This is a genomic window from Streptomyces sp. NPDC059169, from assembly GCF_042755225.1.
Classification (GTDB): domain Bacteria; phylum Actinomycetota; class Actinomycetes; order Streptomycetales; family Streptomycetaceae; genus Streptomyces.
In genome coordinates this window covers 231,674-248,759 of sequence record NZ_JBHZCF010000001.1, presented here as the reverse complement: position 1 = coordinate 248,759, position 17,086 = coordinate 231,674, and the positions used below count along the sequence as shown (strand labels likewise).

Here is a 17,086-nt window from a genome sequence, read left to right as displayed (position 1 = left end):
CTTAGGGGGTCCGCCCCCCCCCCCGGGGGGGGGGGGAGCCCCCGACGGGGGGGTGGAGTGGGGGTGTTGGGTTTCCGTTGCCGGCCTGTCCCCCCCCCCCCCCCCCCCCGGCCGTTCCGTATCTGCCCCGGTCGGCGACCTGTGGACGGGAGGCCCGGTGGCGGGTGCCGCGACAGCTTCGGGCGAGTCGGTGTGGGGCGGGGGTCGGGGAGGGTCCCGGTGGAGGTTCCGGTGATCGGGGGACCGTCGGACGACTGCGACACCTCCTCCCGTGCGGTACGCCGGCCGCTCGGGCGTTGCGCATGTCTGTTTTAGTGCTTACGTGGTGATATTGGTGTCTACGGGAATCGGGACCCTGGAGGCACTCCATGCGCGGAGCCACTCACGCCGTACGCGCCGCCTGTGCGGTCGCCGTCGCGATCGCGGCCACCGCCTGTGGCGGTGGCGCCAGCGGTGCCGGTGGAGCCGACGGGATCGTGAGATCCTCCTGGGGCGATCCGCAGAACCCGCTGGAGCCGGCGAACACCAACGAGGTCCAGGGCGGCAAGGTCCTCGACATGATCTTCCGCGGCCTCGTGCGCTACGACCCGAAGTCCGGAGAGGCCGAGAACATGCTCGCCGAGAGCATCGACACCGCCGACTCCACCGTCTTCACCATCACCCTCAAGGACGGCTGGACCTTCTCGAACGGGGAACCGGTCACCGCCAAGTCCTTCGTGGACGCCTGGAACTACGGCGCCGACGTCAGGAACAACCAGCGGAACGCCTACTTCTTCGGCTACATCGAGGGCTACGAGCAGGTCCACCCCGAGTCCGGCGAGCCGACCGCCACCACCATGTCGGGCCTCGAGGTCGTGGACGACCGCACGTTCACCGTGAAGCTCACCCAGAAGTTCTCCACCTGGCCCGAGACCCTCGGCTACGCGGCGTTCGCCCCGCTGCCGTCCACCTTCTTCAGCGACCACTCCTCCTGGCTGGCGAAACCGATCGGCAACGGCCCCTACACGGTGGACTCGTACACCAGGGGCTCGCAGATGTCCCTGCGCCGCTGGGACGGCTACCCGGGGGAGGACAAGGCGCGCAACGGCGGCGTGGACCTCAAGGTCTACACGGACAACAACACCGCCTACACCGATCTGACGGCGGGGAACCTCGACCTCGTCGACGACGTCCCGGCGTCCCAGCTCAAGAACGTCAAGGCCGATCTGGGGGACCGTTACATCAACACTCCCGCCGGCATCATCCAGACCCTGGCCTTCCCCTACTACGACCCCGCCTGGAACAAGCCCGGCCAGGAGAAGGTCCGCAAGGGGCTGTCCATGGCCATCGACCGTGAGCAGATCACCGACACGATCTTCCAGAAGACCCGCACCCCGGCGAAGGACTGGACGTCACCGGTGCTCGGCGAGGACGGCGGCTACGACCCGACGCTCTGCGGTGACGCCTGCACGTACGACCCGGCCGAGGCGAAGAAGCTCATCGCCGCGGGCGGGGGCATCCCGGGTGGCCAGGTGAGGATCACGTACAACGCGGACACGGGTTCCCACCGGGAGTGGATCGACGCCGTCTGCAACTCCATCAACCATGCCCTCGGCAACACCAGGGCCTGCGTCGGCAACCCCGTCGGAACCTTCGCCGACTTCCGCAACCAGATCACCCAGCGCAAGCTGACCGGCCCCTTCCGAGCCGGCTGGCAGATGGACTACCCGCTCATCCAGAACTTCCTCCAGCCCCTCTACTACACCAACGCCTCCTCCAACGACGGCAAGTGGAGCAGCGGGGAGTTCGACGCACTCGTCGACCAGGCCAACGCCGAGACCGACACGGCGAAGGCCGTGGACACCTTCCAGCAGGCGGAGAGGGCCGTACGGGACCAGATGGCGGCCATTCCCCTCTGGTACCAGAACGGCAGCGCCGGCTACTCGGACCGGATCTCCAACGTTGCGCTGAACCCCTTCAGCGTCCCCGTCTACAACGAGATCACGGTCGGCTGACGCAACTGCCCGCACCCCCAGGAGCCCTTCGTGGGACGTTATGTGATCCGGCGCCTGCTGCAGATGGTCCCCGTCTTCGTCGGCGCCACCCTGCTGATCTTCCTGATGGTGAACGTCATGGGCGATCCCGTCGCAGGCCTGTGCGGCGAGCGGGAGTGCGACCCCGCGACCGCTGCCCAACTGCGCAAGGAGTTCGGCCTGGACCACCCCGTCTGGCAGCAGTACCTGACCTACATGGGCCACCTCTTCACCGGGGACTTCGGCACCGCCTTCAACGGCCAGCCGGTCACCGAGCTGATGGCCGATTCCTTCCCCGTCACCGTCCGGCTCACTCTGGTCGCGATCGTCTTCGAGATCGTCATCGGCGTCAGCCTGGGCGTGCTCACCGGGCTCCGGCGCGGCAAGCCCGTCGACACCGGCGTGCTGCTGCTGACGCTGGTCGTCATCGCCGTGCCGACCTTCGTCACCGGTCTGCTGCTCCAACTGCTGCTCGGGGTGGAATGGGGTTGGATCCGACCGTCCGTGTCCTCGGAAGCACCGCTCGACGAGCTGATCGTGCCGGGTCTCGTCCTCGCATCCGTCTCCCTCGCCTACGTCACGCGGCTGACGCGGACCTCCATCGCCGAGAACCGGCGAGCCGACTACGTCCGTACGGCCATCGCCAAGGGCCTGCCCCGCCGCCGCGTCGTCGGACGCCACCTGCTGCGCAACTCGCTGATCCCGGTGGTCACCTTCATCGGAGCGGACATCGGCGCCCTCATGGGCGGCGCCATCGTCACCGAGCGGATCTTCAACATCCATGGCGTCGGCTACCAGCTCTACCAGGGCATCCTGCGCCAGAACACCCAGACCGTGGTCGGCTTCGTCACGGTGCTGGTGCTGGTGTTCCTGGTGGTGAACCTGTTGGTCGACCTGCTGTACGCCGTACTCGACCCGAGGATCCGCTATGCCTGAGCCGCAGTACGACGACGGGGGTGCCATCGCTTCGACCGGGGCGGGCGGCACGATGGACCTGGCCACCGGCGAGGGGGTAACGCTCGAAAAGCTCCCGGGCGGTCCCGCGGGGCCCGGTCCTTCCGGGTTCGGTGAGCCTCCCGTCCCCGGCAGGCCCCGCAGCCTCTGGTCCGACGCCTGGCACGACCTGCGCCGCAACCCGGTCTTCATCGTCTCCGCAGTGGTGATCCTCTTCCTCGTGGTCATCTCCGTCTGGCCCTCGCTGATCACCTCGGGCGACCCGCTCGACTGCAACCTCGCCAAGGCCCAGCAGGGCCCCCAGCCCGGCCACCCCTTCGGATTCGACGGGCAGGGTTGCGACGTCTACACCAGGACCGTCCACGGCGCGCGTACCTCCATGACCGTGGGTGTCTGCGCCACCCTCGGGGTGGCGCTCCTCGGCTCCGTCCTCGGCGGGCTCGCCGGGTTCTCCGGACGGGCGTCGGATGCGCTGCTGTCACGGCTCACCGACGTCTTCTTCGCCATCCCGGTCGTCCTCGGCGGACTGGTGCTGTTGTCCGTCGTCACCAGCAACACGGTCTGGCCGGTGATCGGATTCATGGTGCTGCTGGGCTGGCCGCAGATCTCCCGCATCGCCCGCGGCTCGGTGATCACCGCCAAGCAGAACGACTACGTCCAGGCCGCCCGGGCCCTCGGAGCATCGCCGGCGCGGCTCCTCCTGCGGCACATCGCGCCGAACGCGGTGGCGCCCGTGATCGTCGTGGCGACCATCGCGCTCGGCACGTACATCTCCCTGGAGGCCACCCTCTCCTACCTCGGGGTCGGGCTGCGTCCGCCGTCGGTGTCCTGGGGCATCGACATCTCCGCCGCGTCCCCGTACATCCGAAACGCCCCGCACATGTTGCTCTGGCCGGCCGGTGCGCTGGCCGTCACCGTGCTCGCGTTCATCATGCTCGGCGACGCGGTCCGCGACGCCCTCGACCCCAAGCTGCGCTGAGGAGCCGCCGGCATGCTGCTCGAAGTACGTGACCTGCACGTGGAGTTCCGCACCCGTGACGGGGTCGCCAAGGCCGTCAACGGCGTCTCGTACTCCGTCGACGTGGGCGAGACCCTCGCGGTGCTCGGCGAGTCGGGCTCGGGGAAGTCCGTCACCGCCCAGGCCGTCATGGGCATCCTGGACGTCCCCCCGGGCCGGATCACCGGCGGCGAGGTTCTCTTCAAGGGCCAGGACCTGCTGAAACTCAAGGAGAACCAGCGGCGGAAGGTCCGCGGGTCCGGGATGGCGATGATCTTCCAGGACGCGTTGTCCTCGCTCAACCCCGTCCTGACCGTCGGGGAACAGCTGGGCGAGATGTTCACCGTGCACCGGGGCATGTCACGGAAGGACGCCCGCGCGAAGGCCGTCGAACTGATGGACCGGGTGCGCATCCCGGCCGCAGGCCAGCGGGTGGGGCAGTACCCGCACCAGTTCTCGGGGGGCATGCGTCAGCGCATCATGATCGCCATGGCGCTGGCGCTCGAACCGGACCTGGTCATCGCGGACGAGCCCACGACTGCCCTGGACGTGACGGTCCAGGCGCAGGTGATGGACCTCCTCGCCGAGCTCAGGCGCGAACTGGGCATGGGCCTCGTCCTCATCACCCACGACCTCGGCGTGGTCGCCGACGTCGCCGACCGGATCGCCGTTATGTACGCGGGGCGCGTCGTGGAGAGCGCACCCGTCCACGACATCTACAAGGCGCCGGCGCACCCCTACACCCGCGGTCTGCTCGACTCCATCCCGAGGCTGGACCAGAAGGGCCGGGACCTGTACGCGATCAAGGGCCTGCCGCCGAACCTGACGGCCGTCCCCTCCGGCTGCGCCTTCCACCCGCGCTGTCCGATGGCGAGGGACGTGTGCACGACCGAGGTGCCGGAGCCGCTCGAGGTGGACGAGCAGCGGAGGAGCGCCTGCTTCTTCTGGAGGGAGTGCCTGCGTGGCTGAGCCGATCATCGAAGTGCGCGGGTTGTACCAGCACTATCCGCTCACCCGCGGCATCCTCTTCAGGAAGCAGGTGGGCGAGGTCAAGGCCGTCGACGGGGTCGACCTCGACCTGTTCCCCGGCGAGACCCTCGGGATCGTGGGCGAGTCAGGCTGCGGGAAGTCCACCCTGGCAAGGCTGTTGGTCAATCTGGAGCGGCCGACGGCCGGAGCGATCCGCTTCAAGGGCGAGGACATCACCAAGCTGTCCGGCCGTGCGATGAAGGCCGTTCGCCGCAACATCCAGATGGTGTTCCAGGACCCGTACACCTCGCTGAATCCGCGGATGACGGTCGGTGACATCATCGGTGAGCCCTTCGAGATCCACCCCGAGGCGGCGCCGAAGGGCGACCGGCGCCGCAAGGTGCAGGAGCTGCTGGACGTCGTCGGCCTCAACCCGGAGTACATCAACCGGTACCCGCACCAGTTCTCCGGCGGCCAGCGCCAGCGCATCGGCATCGCCCGCGGGCTCGCGCTGCGACCGGAGGTCATCGTCGCGGACGAGCCCGTTTCCGCGCTCGACGTCTCCGTCCAGGCGCAGGTCGTCAACCTGATGGACCGGCTGCAGCAGGAGTTCGGCCTCGCCTACGTGTTCATCGCGCACGACCTGTCGATCGTCCGTCACATCTCCGACCGGGTCGGCGTGATGTACCTGGGGCGGATCGTGGAGATCGGCGGAGAGGCCGAGATCTATGACCATCCGACGCACCCCTACACCCAGGCGCTGCTGTCGGCCGTCCCGGTGCCGGACCCGGAGGCCCGCGAGCACCGGGAGCGGATCGTCCTGCCCGGAGACGTGCCTTCTCCGGCGGACGTCCCGTCGGGCTGCCGGTTCCGCACCCGCTGCTGGAAGGCGCAGGAGCGGTGCGCGCTCGAGGTGCCCGAGCTGGCGGTTCCGGCGGAGTTCCGGCTCACCGCAGGTCCGGTGAAGCACGATTCGGCGTGCCATTTCGCGGAGGAGAGACACGTGGTGCCGAACGGACCGGGCGGGGGCGGCCCCGCCCGGTCCGCCACCGGCTAGCTCGCTTCGCCCGGCTTCCGGTGGAGGAAGGCCAGCCGAGCCTTCTTCTCCGCCAGGAACACCTCCGGCAGGTCGACCTCCGGCAGGACGACCTCGGGCCCCAGCTCGAAGCCCGTCCTGGCCAGCCGTTCGACCGCTTTCGCATTGCGGACGTCCGGCTCGGCGACCACCCGGCGCACCGCCGGGTCGGCCAGGAGGAAGTCGACGAGGACGGAGAGCATGGCGCCGGTGAAGCCCGGCCGGGGCGTGCCGCCCGGGGGACCGGTCATCAGGTGGACCCCGATGTCGCCGGGTTGGACGTCGTAGCACTCGCTCACCCGGTCGGCCCGGGGTTCGTACGTCTGGAAGAGCATCGCGGGCCGGTCCCCGACGAGGATGAGGAACGCGTGGTGGGTGGTGAGGGAGTCCAGGTGCTCGTAGATTTCCCGGACCTGGGCGGGACTCGCGTCGCCCATGCCCCAGAAACGGGCCCGTTCCTCGGTCACCCAGGAGTGGACGACGCCGGTGTCGTGCTGCGGGACCAGGCGCCGGATCCACACCCGCCCGATGCCGTCGACGGTCTGTTCGTGCAGGACCTCCGCACGCTCGGTGGATTCAGCGGTCATGTCGCTCCTCTGTGCGGTGTTCGGGGGTGAGTCGGTCGAAGTCGGTGATGACGGGGACGAATCCGCCACGCAGCCACAGCGGCAGCTGGTCGCGGTGGTGGGGGTCGCCGGGGATCCCCCGCGCGCCCAGCGGTACGACCCACAGACTGTCCTCGCGCCGGGCGAGGTCCCACACGTAGCGGGCCGCGGGCCCCCGCGCGCTGTGGTCCGTGACGCCGGGCACGCTGGAGGTGGCCAGCACGCAGTCGTGGTCGCCGGACAGCCCCGGCCACTCCTCGTCCGTGCCGGCCAGCGCCTGCCAGGGGGCGAGTCGGTGGAGTTCGCCCCAGGTGCGCTGTGGGTCGTCGGCGCGCGCGACCTCTTCGAGGGCCGCGCGGACGACGTCTGCGCGGTCGATGCCCGTCAGGCGGCGGGTGGTCAGCAGGGTTTCCAGCGCGTAGGCGACCTTCACGGGCAGGTACAGCCAGGGGAGGAACACGTCGGGGTGGTCGAACGGTCCTTGGAGCGGGGCCAGCTCGGGGTGGGAAGCCAGTCGGCGCACCACCGCGGAACGCACGGCCGCGAAGCGGGCGGCAACCGTGCTGTCCGCCGCCATCCGTCGGTCCCAGGAGAGGAGTTCCCCGCGCAGCAGTCCAGCGCGGGCCGAGAGGCCGTCCAGCCCGGCGGCCAGTGCGAGGAGCGGCTCCGCGGAAGCCAGGTACGTGTCGGTGTGCACGGCGGCCATCCGGGGCGCGGTCCACACCGCGGACGCCTCCAGCAGTTCGGCGATGCGCTCGGCCCGGTGGGGCGGTGCGAACTCGACGCCGAGCGGTGTGGCGATGCCGCGGGCGTTCGCCATGACGGCGAGGTCGCCGACCTCTGCCCGGGGCATTTCGTGCCACCCTCGCCACGCGTGTTCGCGCTTCCACGCGGGCACCACCCGGAGCCGGTTGTCCCCGTGCCGTACGGGGACCCGTCCGGCGACCCGGTGCAGCAGACCGCCCTCGGTGTCCGCCGCGTGGACCACGTTGACCGGCTCGACCCAGGAGTCGAGAGCTCGGTCCACGTCCCCGGTGGTGCGGGCCCGTAGGAGGGCGGGCAGGGCCTCGAACCCCGCCTCGCCGGTCACCCGCGGCGGGTAGCGCAGGCTGACGGCACCAGCCGGATCGTCGGCACCGCCGATGACCACCGGGCCGCGGTCGGTCTCGACCACCTCGATCTCGACCGGTTCGCCGCCCGCCACCTCGATGGTCTCGTGGTGGAGCGCGACGGGGCGCCAGCCGTCCGGGCCGAGCGCCTCGACCGCGTCGCCGGTGCGCCGCAGCCGCTCGCGGTACAGGTCCTGGTAGTCGGCCATGGCGTTGGTGATGGCCCAGGCGACCGAGCCGGTGTGGCCGAAGTGGGCGAGGCCGGGAACGCCGGGTACGGCGAGGCCGACGACGTCGAAGTCCGGGCAGACCAGGTGGACCTGCTGGTAGACGCCGGGATCCTCGATGAAGCGGTGCGGGTCGCCCGCGATGAGCGGCGCCCCCGTGGCGGTGCGACCGCCGCCCACGAGCCAGCCGTTGCTGCCCGCCGTGCCCGGGCCGTCGGTGGCGAAGAGGGCGACCTCCTCGCTGCCGAGCCGGGTGGCCACCTCCTCACGCCAGAGCTTGGTGGGGAACCCGGCGAACAGGATGTGGGTGGAGAGCCAGATCCCCAGGGGGACCCACGGCTCCCAATGACCGGCCGTGAGCCCGGTCGCGGTGAACTCGGGGGCCGCGCCGCCGCCGTCCGCGAGCCCGGCGCCCACCCCGTCCGCGTAGGCCCGCACCCACTGGGCCGTGTCCGGGTCGAGTGCGTCGTAGCAGCGCCGGGCGGTGTCGGCCAGCCGGGCCTGCCGTGCGAAGCGGTCCCAGGCCGTGGCCTGCGCACCCAGGAAGGCTGCGGTGGTGCCCTGCACGCGGTGGCGTTCGACCTCGATCTGCCAGCCCCGGTCGACGGCGGCGTTGTGCCCCTGGGCGTAGGCCAGTTCCCGTGCACTGGAGGCACGCAGATGAGGGATGCCCCAGGCGTCCCGGTAGACCTCGGTCGTCACTGTCGTTCCCACTCCCCTGCGCATACTTCTTTAGGTTAGGCTGTCCTAACTTTAGCGGGTGTACGGGGAAGGGGCAGCGGTGGGGCACGGCTGGGAGGGCGTCGTCCTCACCTTGATGCGGGGCAAGGACTTCACCTTCACCGTGACGGCTGTGGAGCAGGTGACCGAGCGGTTCCGCCGGGTGCGCCTCACCGACGGGGGCATGCTCGGCGTCACCGGGGTGCACCCCACCATGTGGGTGCGGCTCTGGTTCGACGACGCGGGCAAGCCGCACCAACGTGCCTACACCCTGGTCGACCCCGACCCCGTGGCCGGTACCTTCGGTCTGGAGTTCGCCCTGCACGACGGTTGCGCCAGCGACTGGGCGCGTACGGCCGTGCCGGGCGACACCATCGACGCCACCGTCCAGGGCACCGGCTTCGCCACCCCCGACCCGCTGCCGTCGCGGCTGTTCGTGATCGGCGACCCCGCCTCGCTGCCCGCCGTCAACTCCCTGCTGGAAGCGCTGCCCGCCGTTCCCGCCATCATCTGGTTGGAGACCCCGCACGCGTCGGACGCGGACCTTCCCGTACGAGCCGGTGCAGCGCACCACGACCTGCGCAGGGTGCCACGGACCGACGGCGGCGCGCGGCTCGTCGAGGAGGTGCGGGCGGCGCTGCCCGGGCTGCTCGGCGAGGACCGGGCGGGGGTCTTCGTCTGGATCGCCTGCGACACGGGGACGACACGGACCCTTGCCGCGTACGTGCGCAGGGAGCTCGGCATCCCGAAGGGGCGGGTCAGTGCACGTGGCTACTGGCGCCCCGACACTGCCAAAACCCGCTAAGTGCACATCAACTTCATTAACTTCCAGGCAACTTGGCCGAAGCGTCACCGATATACGAACGCGTCACGCTGAACCGCGTACGGCCGTGCGGGTGCCGTAGACCGGCCGGAGGGCGCCATGCGCTCCGGCCGGTCGCTCCCGGGCCCCACCCCCGCCTTGTCCCGGTGGCGGGTGCAGGTGGAGGATCACCCGCGTGCATCTCACACGGGGAGCGAGGGGCGCCGGTGCCGGTTTCTGCGCCGTCCTCGCGGCGTTGACCGCGGCGTGGATCGTCAGGGACCTCCTGACCGTCGAACAGCCCCTGGACCTGTGGTGGTTCTGGACCGGCGACGGCCGCACGACGGGCGGCACACACCGCCTCGCGACCAGCCTCCAGGATCCCGTCCTGGCCGTCGGGTACGCCGTCACGGCCGCCACCGCCCTGCGCTCCGGGCACGCGGCCGCCGCGCTCGCCGCCGCCGGGGTCGTCACTCTCGCCCTGCGGCTGCCCGGTCTCTGGTTGCTCAGCGCGCAGTGGGAGGCCCCCGGGGGCGCCGGAGGGCTCCGCACGCCGGCACTGGTCACCGTCGTGGCGACGTTGGCTCTCGCCGTGGGGCTCGTCCTGGTGGCGGCGGGACGTCCTCCGTACGGTTCCGTGCCCGGCAGCTCCCCGCCGTCCTCCCCGTCCGGGCCCGCCTCCGTGACCGTGTCCCTCCTGCTCGCCGCCGCTGCGGCGGTCCGGACGGCCTGGGAGGCGCACTGGGCCACGCAGATCCCGGCGGACTCCTACGCGGACCGTTTCACCGGCGGCGCCGGCACGGCGCTCCCCCTGCTGGGCATACCGCCCGGCTGGCTCGATGCGGTGATGGTGCTGGTGTTGCTGACCGCCGCCGGTGGGCTGCTCCTGCGCACCGCAAGCGGACGGCCGTACGCGCTGATCGCTGCGGGACTGCTGGCCGCGAGCGGCATCGCCGGATGCGCCCTGGCGGCCCGATACGCCCTGGTGAGCGGTTTTGCCTCGTCGCCCCTGCGCGACCAGCTCGCCGTCACCAGCTGGTTGTTCGACCTCGTGGCCGGAGCGGTGGTGCTGGTGCTGACGGGGCGAGGAGTCGCGGGCGAAACGGCGGGCGCGACGTTGACGGAACGGGGACAGGACGGCGGTGGCGACGCCCCGGACCTCGGTCTCCCACCGCCACCGGCTACCTCCCCGCCGCCGGGCGGGTAGACCTTCCGGGAGCCGCCACCCGTTCGGCCGCCCCGCCGCTCGACCGGTCCGGTCGCACCACCGCCCGTTCGGCTCCGCGTCCGCGGTCCGTCCGCGGTCCGTCCGCCGCCTGTTGCCGTCCCCTGCGCGCCCAGTCCGCCGCCGGCCGCCACCGTGCCGACCGCGCTCAGCGACCCGTCGAGGGCAACCCGTTCCCCGCGTTCCCGGCCAGCGAGCGCCTCAGGAAGTCCACCTGGAGGAGTAGGAGGTTCTCCGCGATCTGCTCCTGCGGGGTCATGTGGGTGACGCCGGTCAACGGCAACACCTCGTGGGGGCGACCCTCGGCCAGCAAGGCCGATGACAGCCGGAGGCTGTGGGCCACCACCACGTTGTCGTCCGCGAGGCCGTGGATGAGGAGCAGGGGCCTCGCCGGCTCCGCCGGGTCGACCAGCCCGTCCCCGGTGGCGAGCGAGTTCGCGGCGTACACCTCGGGGCGTTCACCGGGGTCGCCCAAGTAGCGCTCGGTGTAGTGGGTGTCGTACAGCCGCCAGTCCGTGACGGGGGCCCCGGCGACAGCCGCGTGGAACACGTCGGGTCGGCGCAGCACCGCGAGCGCCGCGAGGTAGCCGCCGTACGACCAGCCGCGGACGGCCACCCGCCCGAGGTCCAGCGGGAAGCGGTCGGCTAGGGCGTGCAGGGCGTCGATCTGGTCGTCGAGCGAGACCAGCAGGTTGTCCTTGATCGCCTTCTCCCAGGCGGGGGAGCGACCCGGGGATCCGCGACCGTCCGCGACCACGACCGCGAAGCCCTGATCGGCGAACCACTGGGACGTGAGGTGTGCCTGGCAAGAGGCGACCACGCGCTGTCCGTGCGGTCCCCCGTACGGGTCAAGTAGGACGGGGAGCGGACCGTCGGACTCCCGGTAGGCGTTCGGAAGCAGCACGGCGCACGGGATGCGTCGTGCGCCCCCTTCGGTGAGGCGTACCCGGCAGGAGAGCGACGGTTCCTGGGCGAAGGAGGTGATCGTGGCGAACGGTTTGCCGCCCCGGAGCACCTGCACCAGCGTGCCTGCGGCCTCAGGACGGGCGGTCACGAGCACCGTCACCTCCCCCGAGCGCACCGCTGAGTGCACCCCTGCGCCCTCGGAAACGCGCTCCACACCCAGTTCGTTGACCCGGTACACGTGGATCTCGCCGGTCTCCGGCCGCGCGGCCCCCTCGCCCGCCGACGCCGAGACCAGCACGTCAGAAGGGCCGACGTCCAGCACGGCCCGCACCTGCAAGGCGGTTCCCGTCAACGGCCGGTCCCCGACGGCCAGCACGCGTGCCCCACCCTCGTCGGCGACCCGCACCAGCCGTCCGTCCGGAGCCCATGCGGGTACCCCGGCCACCAGCTCGGTCCACACCGGGTCCTCGTCGACGTGGACCGTGCGTGTCGCACCACTCCCCGGGTCCACCGCGAGGTACACGAGCGTGCGCTGGTCGCGCGACTGGACCAGCAGCAGCGGGGCCCCCGCGGACGACCAGTGCACCCGCGCCAGGTACGGATACCGCTCGCGGTCCCAGACGACCTCGGTGCGCGACCCGTCCAGACCCGTCAGCGCCAGCCCGACGACGGCGTTCGCGGTGCCGGCCGCCGGGTACGCCACCTCGGCAGGGGGCTGTTCCGGGTGGGCCGGATCCGCGATCCACCAGCGCCGCACGGGGGAGTCGTCGACCCGCGCCACCAGCAGCCGGTCCGACGCCGGGGACCACCAGAAGCCGCGCGAGCGCCCCATCTCCTCGGCCGCCACGAACTCCGCGACGCCGTACGCCACGTGCTCGTCCTCCGGCTCGGCCAGAGCGCGGTCGCCGTCCCCCTCCGCCCCGATCACCCGCAGGGCGCCGTGCGACGCGTAGGCGACGAAGCGTCCGTCGGGCGACGGACGGGGGTCGATCACCGGCCCGGCGGCGGGTAGTTCACGGGCCGTCCCGGCCCGCAGCTCAGCCGTGAACAAGCGCCCGGAGAGCGCGAACGCCGCCAGTTCCGCCTCTTGGTCCACGGCGTACCCGACGATGCCGCCCGATCCCTCCCGGCTGCGCTCCCGGCGCGCCCGCTCCTCGGCGGGCAGCTCTTCCGCAGCGCCGCCCAGCAGCACTTCCGGATCGGCGGCCAGTCGCTCGCGGGCGCCGTCGGCGAGGTCCAGCACCCAGAGCCGGTGCGCCCGTTCCGTTCCCGAGGAGGTCCTGAGGAACACCACACGTGAGCCGTCCGGAGACACCGTGAACGCGCGGGGGACGCCGAGGGTGAAGCGCTGGGTCCTGGCGTACTGGCGAGGGAAGGAGAGCTGCTGGCGCTTGGTCATGCGACCGAACCTAGCCGAGTGACCGCCTCGTTTCCCCGGCGCCGGACCCTCTCGCCGTCCGGTGTGCGCCCCCGTGTGCTGCCGTGCACCGATCGATGCGTGGGTACGGATAGTTATGATCCGTAGCGCAAGGTGGGTATGCACTCCCTGGCACATGCACGCTGCCCGTTCCGACCGAACTTCTGTGGAGGTGAACCGCCGTGGCACTCTCGATTTCGGCGGTGGTGCTGCTGGCGATCGTCGTCTTCCTGCTGGTCCGGAAATCCGGACTCAAAGCCGGACACGCGGCGGTTTGCATGCTCCTCGGGTTCTACCTCGCCAGCTCGTCCATCGCGCCCACGATCACCGAGTTGACCACGAACGTGGCAGGCATGATCGGGGGCCTCAAGTTCTGACCCCGGGCCTCGTAGGCTGGGGTCATGACGGATCTCCCTGCCCGTCGTCTGCTCCTGGTGCACGCGCACCCCGACGACGAGTCGATCAACAATGGCGCCACCATGGCCCGGTACGCCGCGGAGGGTGCCCGGGTCACCCTGGTGACCTGCACCCTCGGCGAGGAGGGGGAGGTCATCCCGCCCGAGCTGGCGCACCTGGCCGCCGACCGCGAGGACGGCCTCGGTGCGCACCGCCTCGGTGAACTGGCTGCCGCGATGGCGGAGCTGGGGGTCGGTGACCACCGCTTCCTCGGCGGCCCCGGGCGCTTCCGCGACTCGGGGATGATGGGCGTTCCGCAGAACCACCGCCCCGGCGCCTTCTGGAATGCGGACGTGGACGAGGCCGCTCCGTACCTCGTCGAGGTGATCCGTTCGGTGCGGCCGCAGGTCCTCGTGACCTACGACCCGAACGGCGGCTACGGCCACCCCGACCACATCCAGGCGCACCGCGTCGCCATGCGCGCCGTCGGCCTCGCCGCGGAGTCTGCGTTCCGTCGCGATCTGGGGGCCCCGCACGCCATCGCCAAGGTCTACTGGAACAGGGTGCCGCGCTCGGTCGCCGAGCAGGGATTCGCCCGTCTGCGCGCCGCGGGCGTCGACTTCCCCGGCATCGCGGATATCGACGACATCCCCGGCGTGGTGGACGACACGGAGATCACCGCGGAGATCGACGGCACCGCCTATGCGGCGCGCAAGGCGGCCGCGATGCGGGCGCATGCCACCCAAATCGCCGTGGACGGTGCGTTCTTCGCACTCTCCAACGATCTCGGGCAGCCGCTGTTCAGCACCGAGTACTACCAGTTGGTGCGTGGCCGCACGGGCGCGCCCGAAGGCGAGCGCGAGCACGACCTGTTCGCCGGAACGACCCAGGAGGCAGTGAGATGAGCGAGCCAGGAGCCTGGCTGGCAAGGCCCCCGAAGCCGGGGCGCGTCGCCGCCTACGCCGGCCTCGTCGTCCTCGGGTTCCCCGTGGGGGCGGCCGGCTCACTGGTCCAAGCCGCCTGGTTCCCTGCCGGGTTGCTGCTCGCGCTGCTCGGTACGGCAGGCCTGTTCTACGGCGGGTTGCGCGCCACGGGGACCCAGCTCGGCGTCGTGGCACCGGCCGTCGGCTGGCTCGCCGCGGTGCTCCTGCTCAGTGCCGGGCGCCCGGAGGGCGACGGACTCTTCGCCGGCGGGCTCGGTGAGATCGTGTTCCTGCTCGGAGGGGTGGTTGTGGCTGTGATGTGTGCCACCATGGCGCGGCTGCCGCAACCGGGTGGGCCCTCCGGTCGACTTGGTACGTGACGTGTCCCATCTGAGGGCGAAATGCCCACGCTCGTCGGAGCGGCCGGGGAGCCTCGCATCCCGTGGTCGCCGGATGCGTCTCGGCGGGGGCCAGTATGGTGGTGCGCGCCGCCGAGCCGCCCGCAGCAGTGAGAAGCCAGTAAGAACGGGCGGCGGAGCCAACCGGGAGAACCTGCTTTGAGCCGTGAAACTGACAGTTCGTCCTCCGGCCCCCAGGGGGGCGGCGGAGCCGCGTACCCTTCGGGGACACCGCCGTACGGATCCCGCCAGTATCCGTCGCTGCACCCGACGCAGGACGCTCCGGAGGAACGGACCGAACCTGCGCAGACGCCGGACGAGCCCAAGACCGAGACGACGCTGACGACCCGGATCCGCATCAACATCCCGGGGTCCCGGCCCATCCCGCCCGTCGTCATGCGGACGCCGTTGGGCGACGTCGACAAGAAGACGACGGGTGAGAGCGCCGCCGAGCGCACCGGGAGCACGCCCCGTCCGCCGGTGGCGCCCCAGCGCACCTCCGCGGGCGCCGGACGGGAAGCGGCCCACCAGACGGAGGCGACCGAGAAGCCGGCCGAGGAGAAGACCAGCGACTGGTTCGCTCCCCGCAAACCGGTGGCGTCCACACCCTCGCCGTCAGCGACGCCACCCTCCGGCTCCCCGCCGTCTCCGGGCCGGGGGCACCTGCCCGGCCAGACGACGGGCTCCGACGACACGGGGGCGCACCGCGTTCCCGGCATCGGCGACACGGGGACGCATCCCATGCCCGCTGCTGCCGGGAGCCCCCAGGCGCCCGGCGCCCCGCGCTTCACGGATCCGTCCGCCGGTCCGGGGCACCGCCCCCGCAGTGGGCTCGATGACCTCGCGTCGGACGCGGCCGCCCCGGGGCGGGCCACGCCTCCGTCCGGGCCGAGTGCCCCGGGCGAGACCGCACCCACCGGCCCCACCGCCGGGCCGGTCACCGGCGGCTCGCCGTTCGCCCCGGGCGCCGGCGGCGCTCCGCGGATGAGTGACGACACCGCCGTGCTCACCCCACAGCCGCCCGCTCCCGAGCCCGGCCCGGCCGGTCCTCCCGGTCCCATCGGAAACGTTTCCGGTGACACCCTGAACAGCGGCATCCCCGTCGTGCCGCCGCAGCAGCGTTCGCCGTTCGCGCCGGCCGGTCCCGACGCCACGGGCACGCCCTGGCCGGCCGGTCCCGCGGGCGCCGACTTCTCCGATCCGGACTTCCCCGTCCCCGGCCCGGCCACGTCACGGCGTACGACACCGAGTTCCTCCGCGTCCGCCCCGGCCGACTCCGCCGCTCCGGCGGCCTCGGCGGCGCCCTCCTCGGGGCCGGTGAAGAAGGGCCGCTCCAAGCTCGTCCTCGCTGCGGCGGGCGTGCTCGTCCTGCTCGGTGTCGCGTACGGCGCCGGGCTGCTGCTCAACCACTCCGACGTGCCCAAGGGCACCACCGTGCTCGGTGTCGACATCGGCGGCGGCACCAAGGAGGAGGCCGTGTCCAAGCTGGATGCCGCCCTCGGCAAGCGTGCCCACGCCCCCCTGCAGCTGACGATCGGGGGACAGAAGACGCAACTCGCGCCGGACAAGGCGGGCCTCTCGCTGGACAGCCAGGCGACCGTGCGTGCCGCCGCGGGCAGTGACTACAACCCGGTTTCGGTGATCGGTTCGCTCCTGGGCGGCGAGCGCGTCGCCCAGCCGGTCATCCCCGTCGACGAGGAGAAGCTGGGTGTCGCCCTGAGCGACTTGGCCGGTGCTTCCGGTTCGGCCAGTGAGGGCACGATCAGGTTCGAGCCGGGCAAGGCCGTGCCCGTTCCGGGTAAGTCGGGCAAGGCGTTGGACGTCCAGCAGTCGATGATCTCCGTCCGGGACGCCTACCGAGCCCAGGTCGAGACCGGCCGGATCAACAACGTCGAACTGCCCGTAGCCACCCGCGAGCCGACGATCACCCAGACCGAGCTGGACCGGGCGATGAAGGAGTTCGCCGAGCCCGCCATGTCCGGTCTGATCACGATCAAGGCAGGCAGCAAGGAGATCCAGTTCGGCCCTTCACGGTCCCTTCCGAAGATTCTTTCGATGAAGGCGATCAACGGGCGGCTGGTCGAGGTCTACGACAAGAAGGCCATCGACGAACTCCTGGACGGCGTCTTCGACGGCATCATGATCACCAAGGGTGACGGGGCGAAGCACGAGGTGTCCGCGGACGACGTCGCCTCGGCGATGCAGAAGGCGCTGCTCGGCAAGACCCCCACCGAGCGAACCGAGACGATCGCGCTCGACCCGCAGGGCTGATCCCGCCCTGCTCCTGCTCCCGGGAGCCCCGGTCCTCGTCGCGGACCGGGGCTCCCGGGGATTCTGCCCAAGGGGTGACC

The 17,086-nt window shown here is 71.5% G+C and carries 14 protein-coding genes; 11 read left to right on the top strand and 3 right to left on the bottom strand.

Annotation, left to right across the window (positions count from 1 at the left end; translation table 11 throughout):
- The first annotated feature begins 368 nt into the window (after window positions 1-368).
- Genes ACFXOM_RS01085 through ACFXOM_RS01065 form a run of 5 tightly spaced genes read left to right on the top strand, consistent with a single transcriptional unit; the run spans window position 369 to window position 5,989 of the window.
- Window positions 369-1,994: an ABC transporter substrate-binding protein gene (locus ACFXOM_RS01085; protein WP_385036696.1), complete on the top strand. Its 1,626-nt coding sequence runs from the start codon at window positions 369-371 to the stop codon at window positions 1,992-1,994.
- 30 nt (window positions 1,995-2,024) lie between these two features.
- On the top strand, window positions 2,025-2,948 hold the full coding sequence (locus tag ACFXOM_RS01080) for an ABC transporter permease (protein ID WP_384932033.1): 924 nt from the start codon (window positions 2,025-2,027) through the stop codon (window positions 2,946-2,948).
- Complete coding sequence (locus ACFXOM_RS01075; RefSeq protein WP_384932030.1) at window positions 2,941-3,945, top strand: ABC transporter permease; 1,005 nt, start codon at window positions 2,941-2,943, stop codon at window positions 3,943-3,945. The genes ACFXOM_RS01080 and ACFXOM_RS01075 overlap by 8 nt, the downstream gene beginning before the upstream one ends.
- Before the next feature lie 12 nt (window positions 3,946-3,957).
- Window positions 3,958-4,932 (top strand): ABC transporter ATP-binding protein, encoded by a 975-nt coding sequence (locus ACFXOM_RS01070; RefSeq protein ID WP_384932027.1) that lies wholly within the window; start codon window positions 3,958-3,960, stop codon window positions 4,930-4,932.
- Entirely contained in the window at window positions 4,925-5,989 is a 1,065-nt protein-coding gene (locus ACFXOM_RS01065; RefSeq protein WP_384932024.1) for an ABC transporter ATP-binding protein, read from the top strand. The genes ACFXOM_RS01070 and ACFXOM_RS01065 overlap by 8 nt, the downstream gene beginning before the upstream one ends.
- Here the strand turns inward: ACFXOM_RS01065 and ACFXOM_RS01060 are convergent.
- The gene (locus tag ACFXOM_RS01060; RefSeq protein ID WP_384932021.1) at window positions 5,986-6,594 is read right to left on the bottom strand and encodes a GNAT family N-acetyltransferase; all 609 of its coding nucleotides are present in this window, start codon (window positions 6,592-6,594) and stop codon (window positions 5,986-5,988) included. The two genes, ACFXOM_RS01065 and ACFXOM_RS01060, sit on opposite strands and share 4 nt — an antisense overlap.
- Entirely contained in the window at window positions 6,584-8,650 is a 2,067-nt protein-coding gene (locus ACFXOM_RS01055; protein WP_384932103.1) for a penicillin acylase family protein, read from the bottom strand. Before ACFXOM_RS01055 ends, ACFXOM_RS01060 begins: the two co-directional genes overlap by 11 nt.
- A gap of 79 nt (window positions 8,651-8,729) precedes the next feature.
- Between ACFXOM_RS01055 and ACFXOM_RS01050 the strand changes: the two genes are divergently transcribed.
- Window positions 8,730-9,473 carry a siderophore-interacting protein gene (locus ACFXOM_RS01050; RefSeq protein ID WP_384932100.1) on the top strand — a complete coding sequence of 248 codons (744 nt, stop codon included), beginning with the start codon at window positions 8,730-8,732 and terminating at the stop codon, window positions 9,471-9,473.
- Window positions 9,474-9,666: 193 nt separating this feature from the next.
- Entirely contained in the window at window positions 9,667-10,677 is a 1,011-nt protein-coding gene (locus ACFXOM_RS01045) for a hypothetical protein (protein ID WP_384932018.1), read from the top strand.
- A gap of 166 nt (window positions 10,678-10,843) precedes the next feature.
- On the opposite strand, the gene ACFXOM_RS01040 is transcribed toward ACFXOM_RS01045, so the two are convergent.
- Window positions 10,844-13,000 (bottom strand): prolyl oligopeptidase family serine peptidase, encoded by a 2,157-nt coding sequence (locus ACFXOM_RS01040; protein WP_384932015.1) that lies wholly within the window; start codon window positions 12,998-13,000, stop codon window positions 10,844-10,846.
- 200 nt (window positions 13,001-13,200) lie between these two features.
- Between ACFXOM_RS01040 and ACFXOM_RS01035 the strand changes: the two genes are divergently transcribed.
- The 4 genes from ACFXOM_RS01035 to ACFXOM_RS01020 all read left to right on the top strand — a co-directional run bounded on the left by ACFXOM_RS01035 (window position 13,201) and on the right by ACFXOM_RS01020 (window position 17,006).
- Window positions 13,201-13,395, top strand: coding sequence for a DUF2304 family protein (locus tag ACFXOM_RS01035; protein WP_093652482.1), 195 nt, complete (start codon window positions 13,201-13,203; stop codon window positions 13,393-13,395).
- Between the two features lie 24 nt (window positions 13,396-13,419).
- Window positions 13,420-14,319, top strand: a complete 900-nt coding sequence (mshB, locus tag ACFXOM_RS01030) for an N-acetyl-1-D-myo-inositol-2-amino-2-deoxy-alpha-D-glucopyranoside deacetylase (RefSeq protein ID WP_384932012.1) — start codon at window positions 13,420-13,422, stop codon at window positions 14,317-14,319.
- Window positions 14,316-14,717 (top strand): DUF6113 family protein, encoded by a 402-nt coding sequence (locus ACFXOM_RS01025; protein ID WP_384932009.1) that lies wholly within the window; start codon window positions 14,316-14,318, stop codon window positions 14,715-14,717. The genes mshB and ACFXOM_RS01025 overlap by 4 nt, the downstream gene beginning before the upstream one ends.
- A gap of 177 nt (window positions 14,718-14,894) precedes the next feature.
- Entirely contained in the window at window positions 14,895-17,006 is a 2,112-nt protein-coding gene (locus ACFXOM_RS01020) for a hypothetical protein (protein WP_384948470.1), read from the top strand.
- Window positions 17,007-17,086 lie beyond the last annotated feature (80 nt).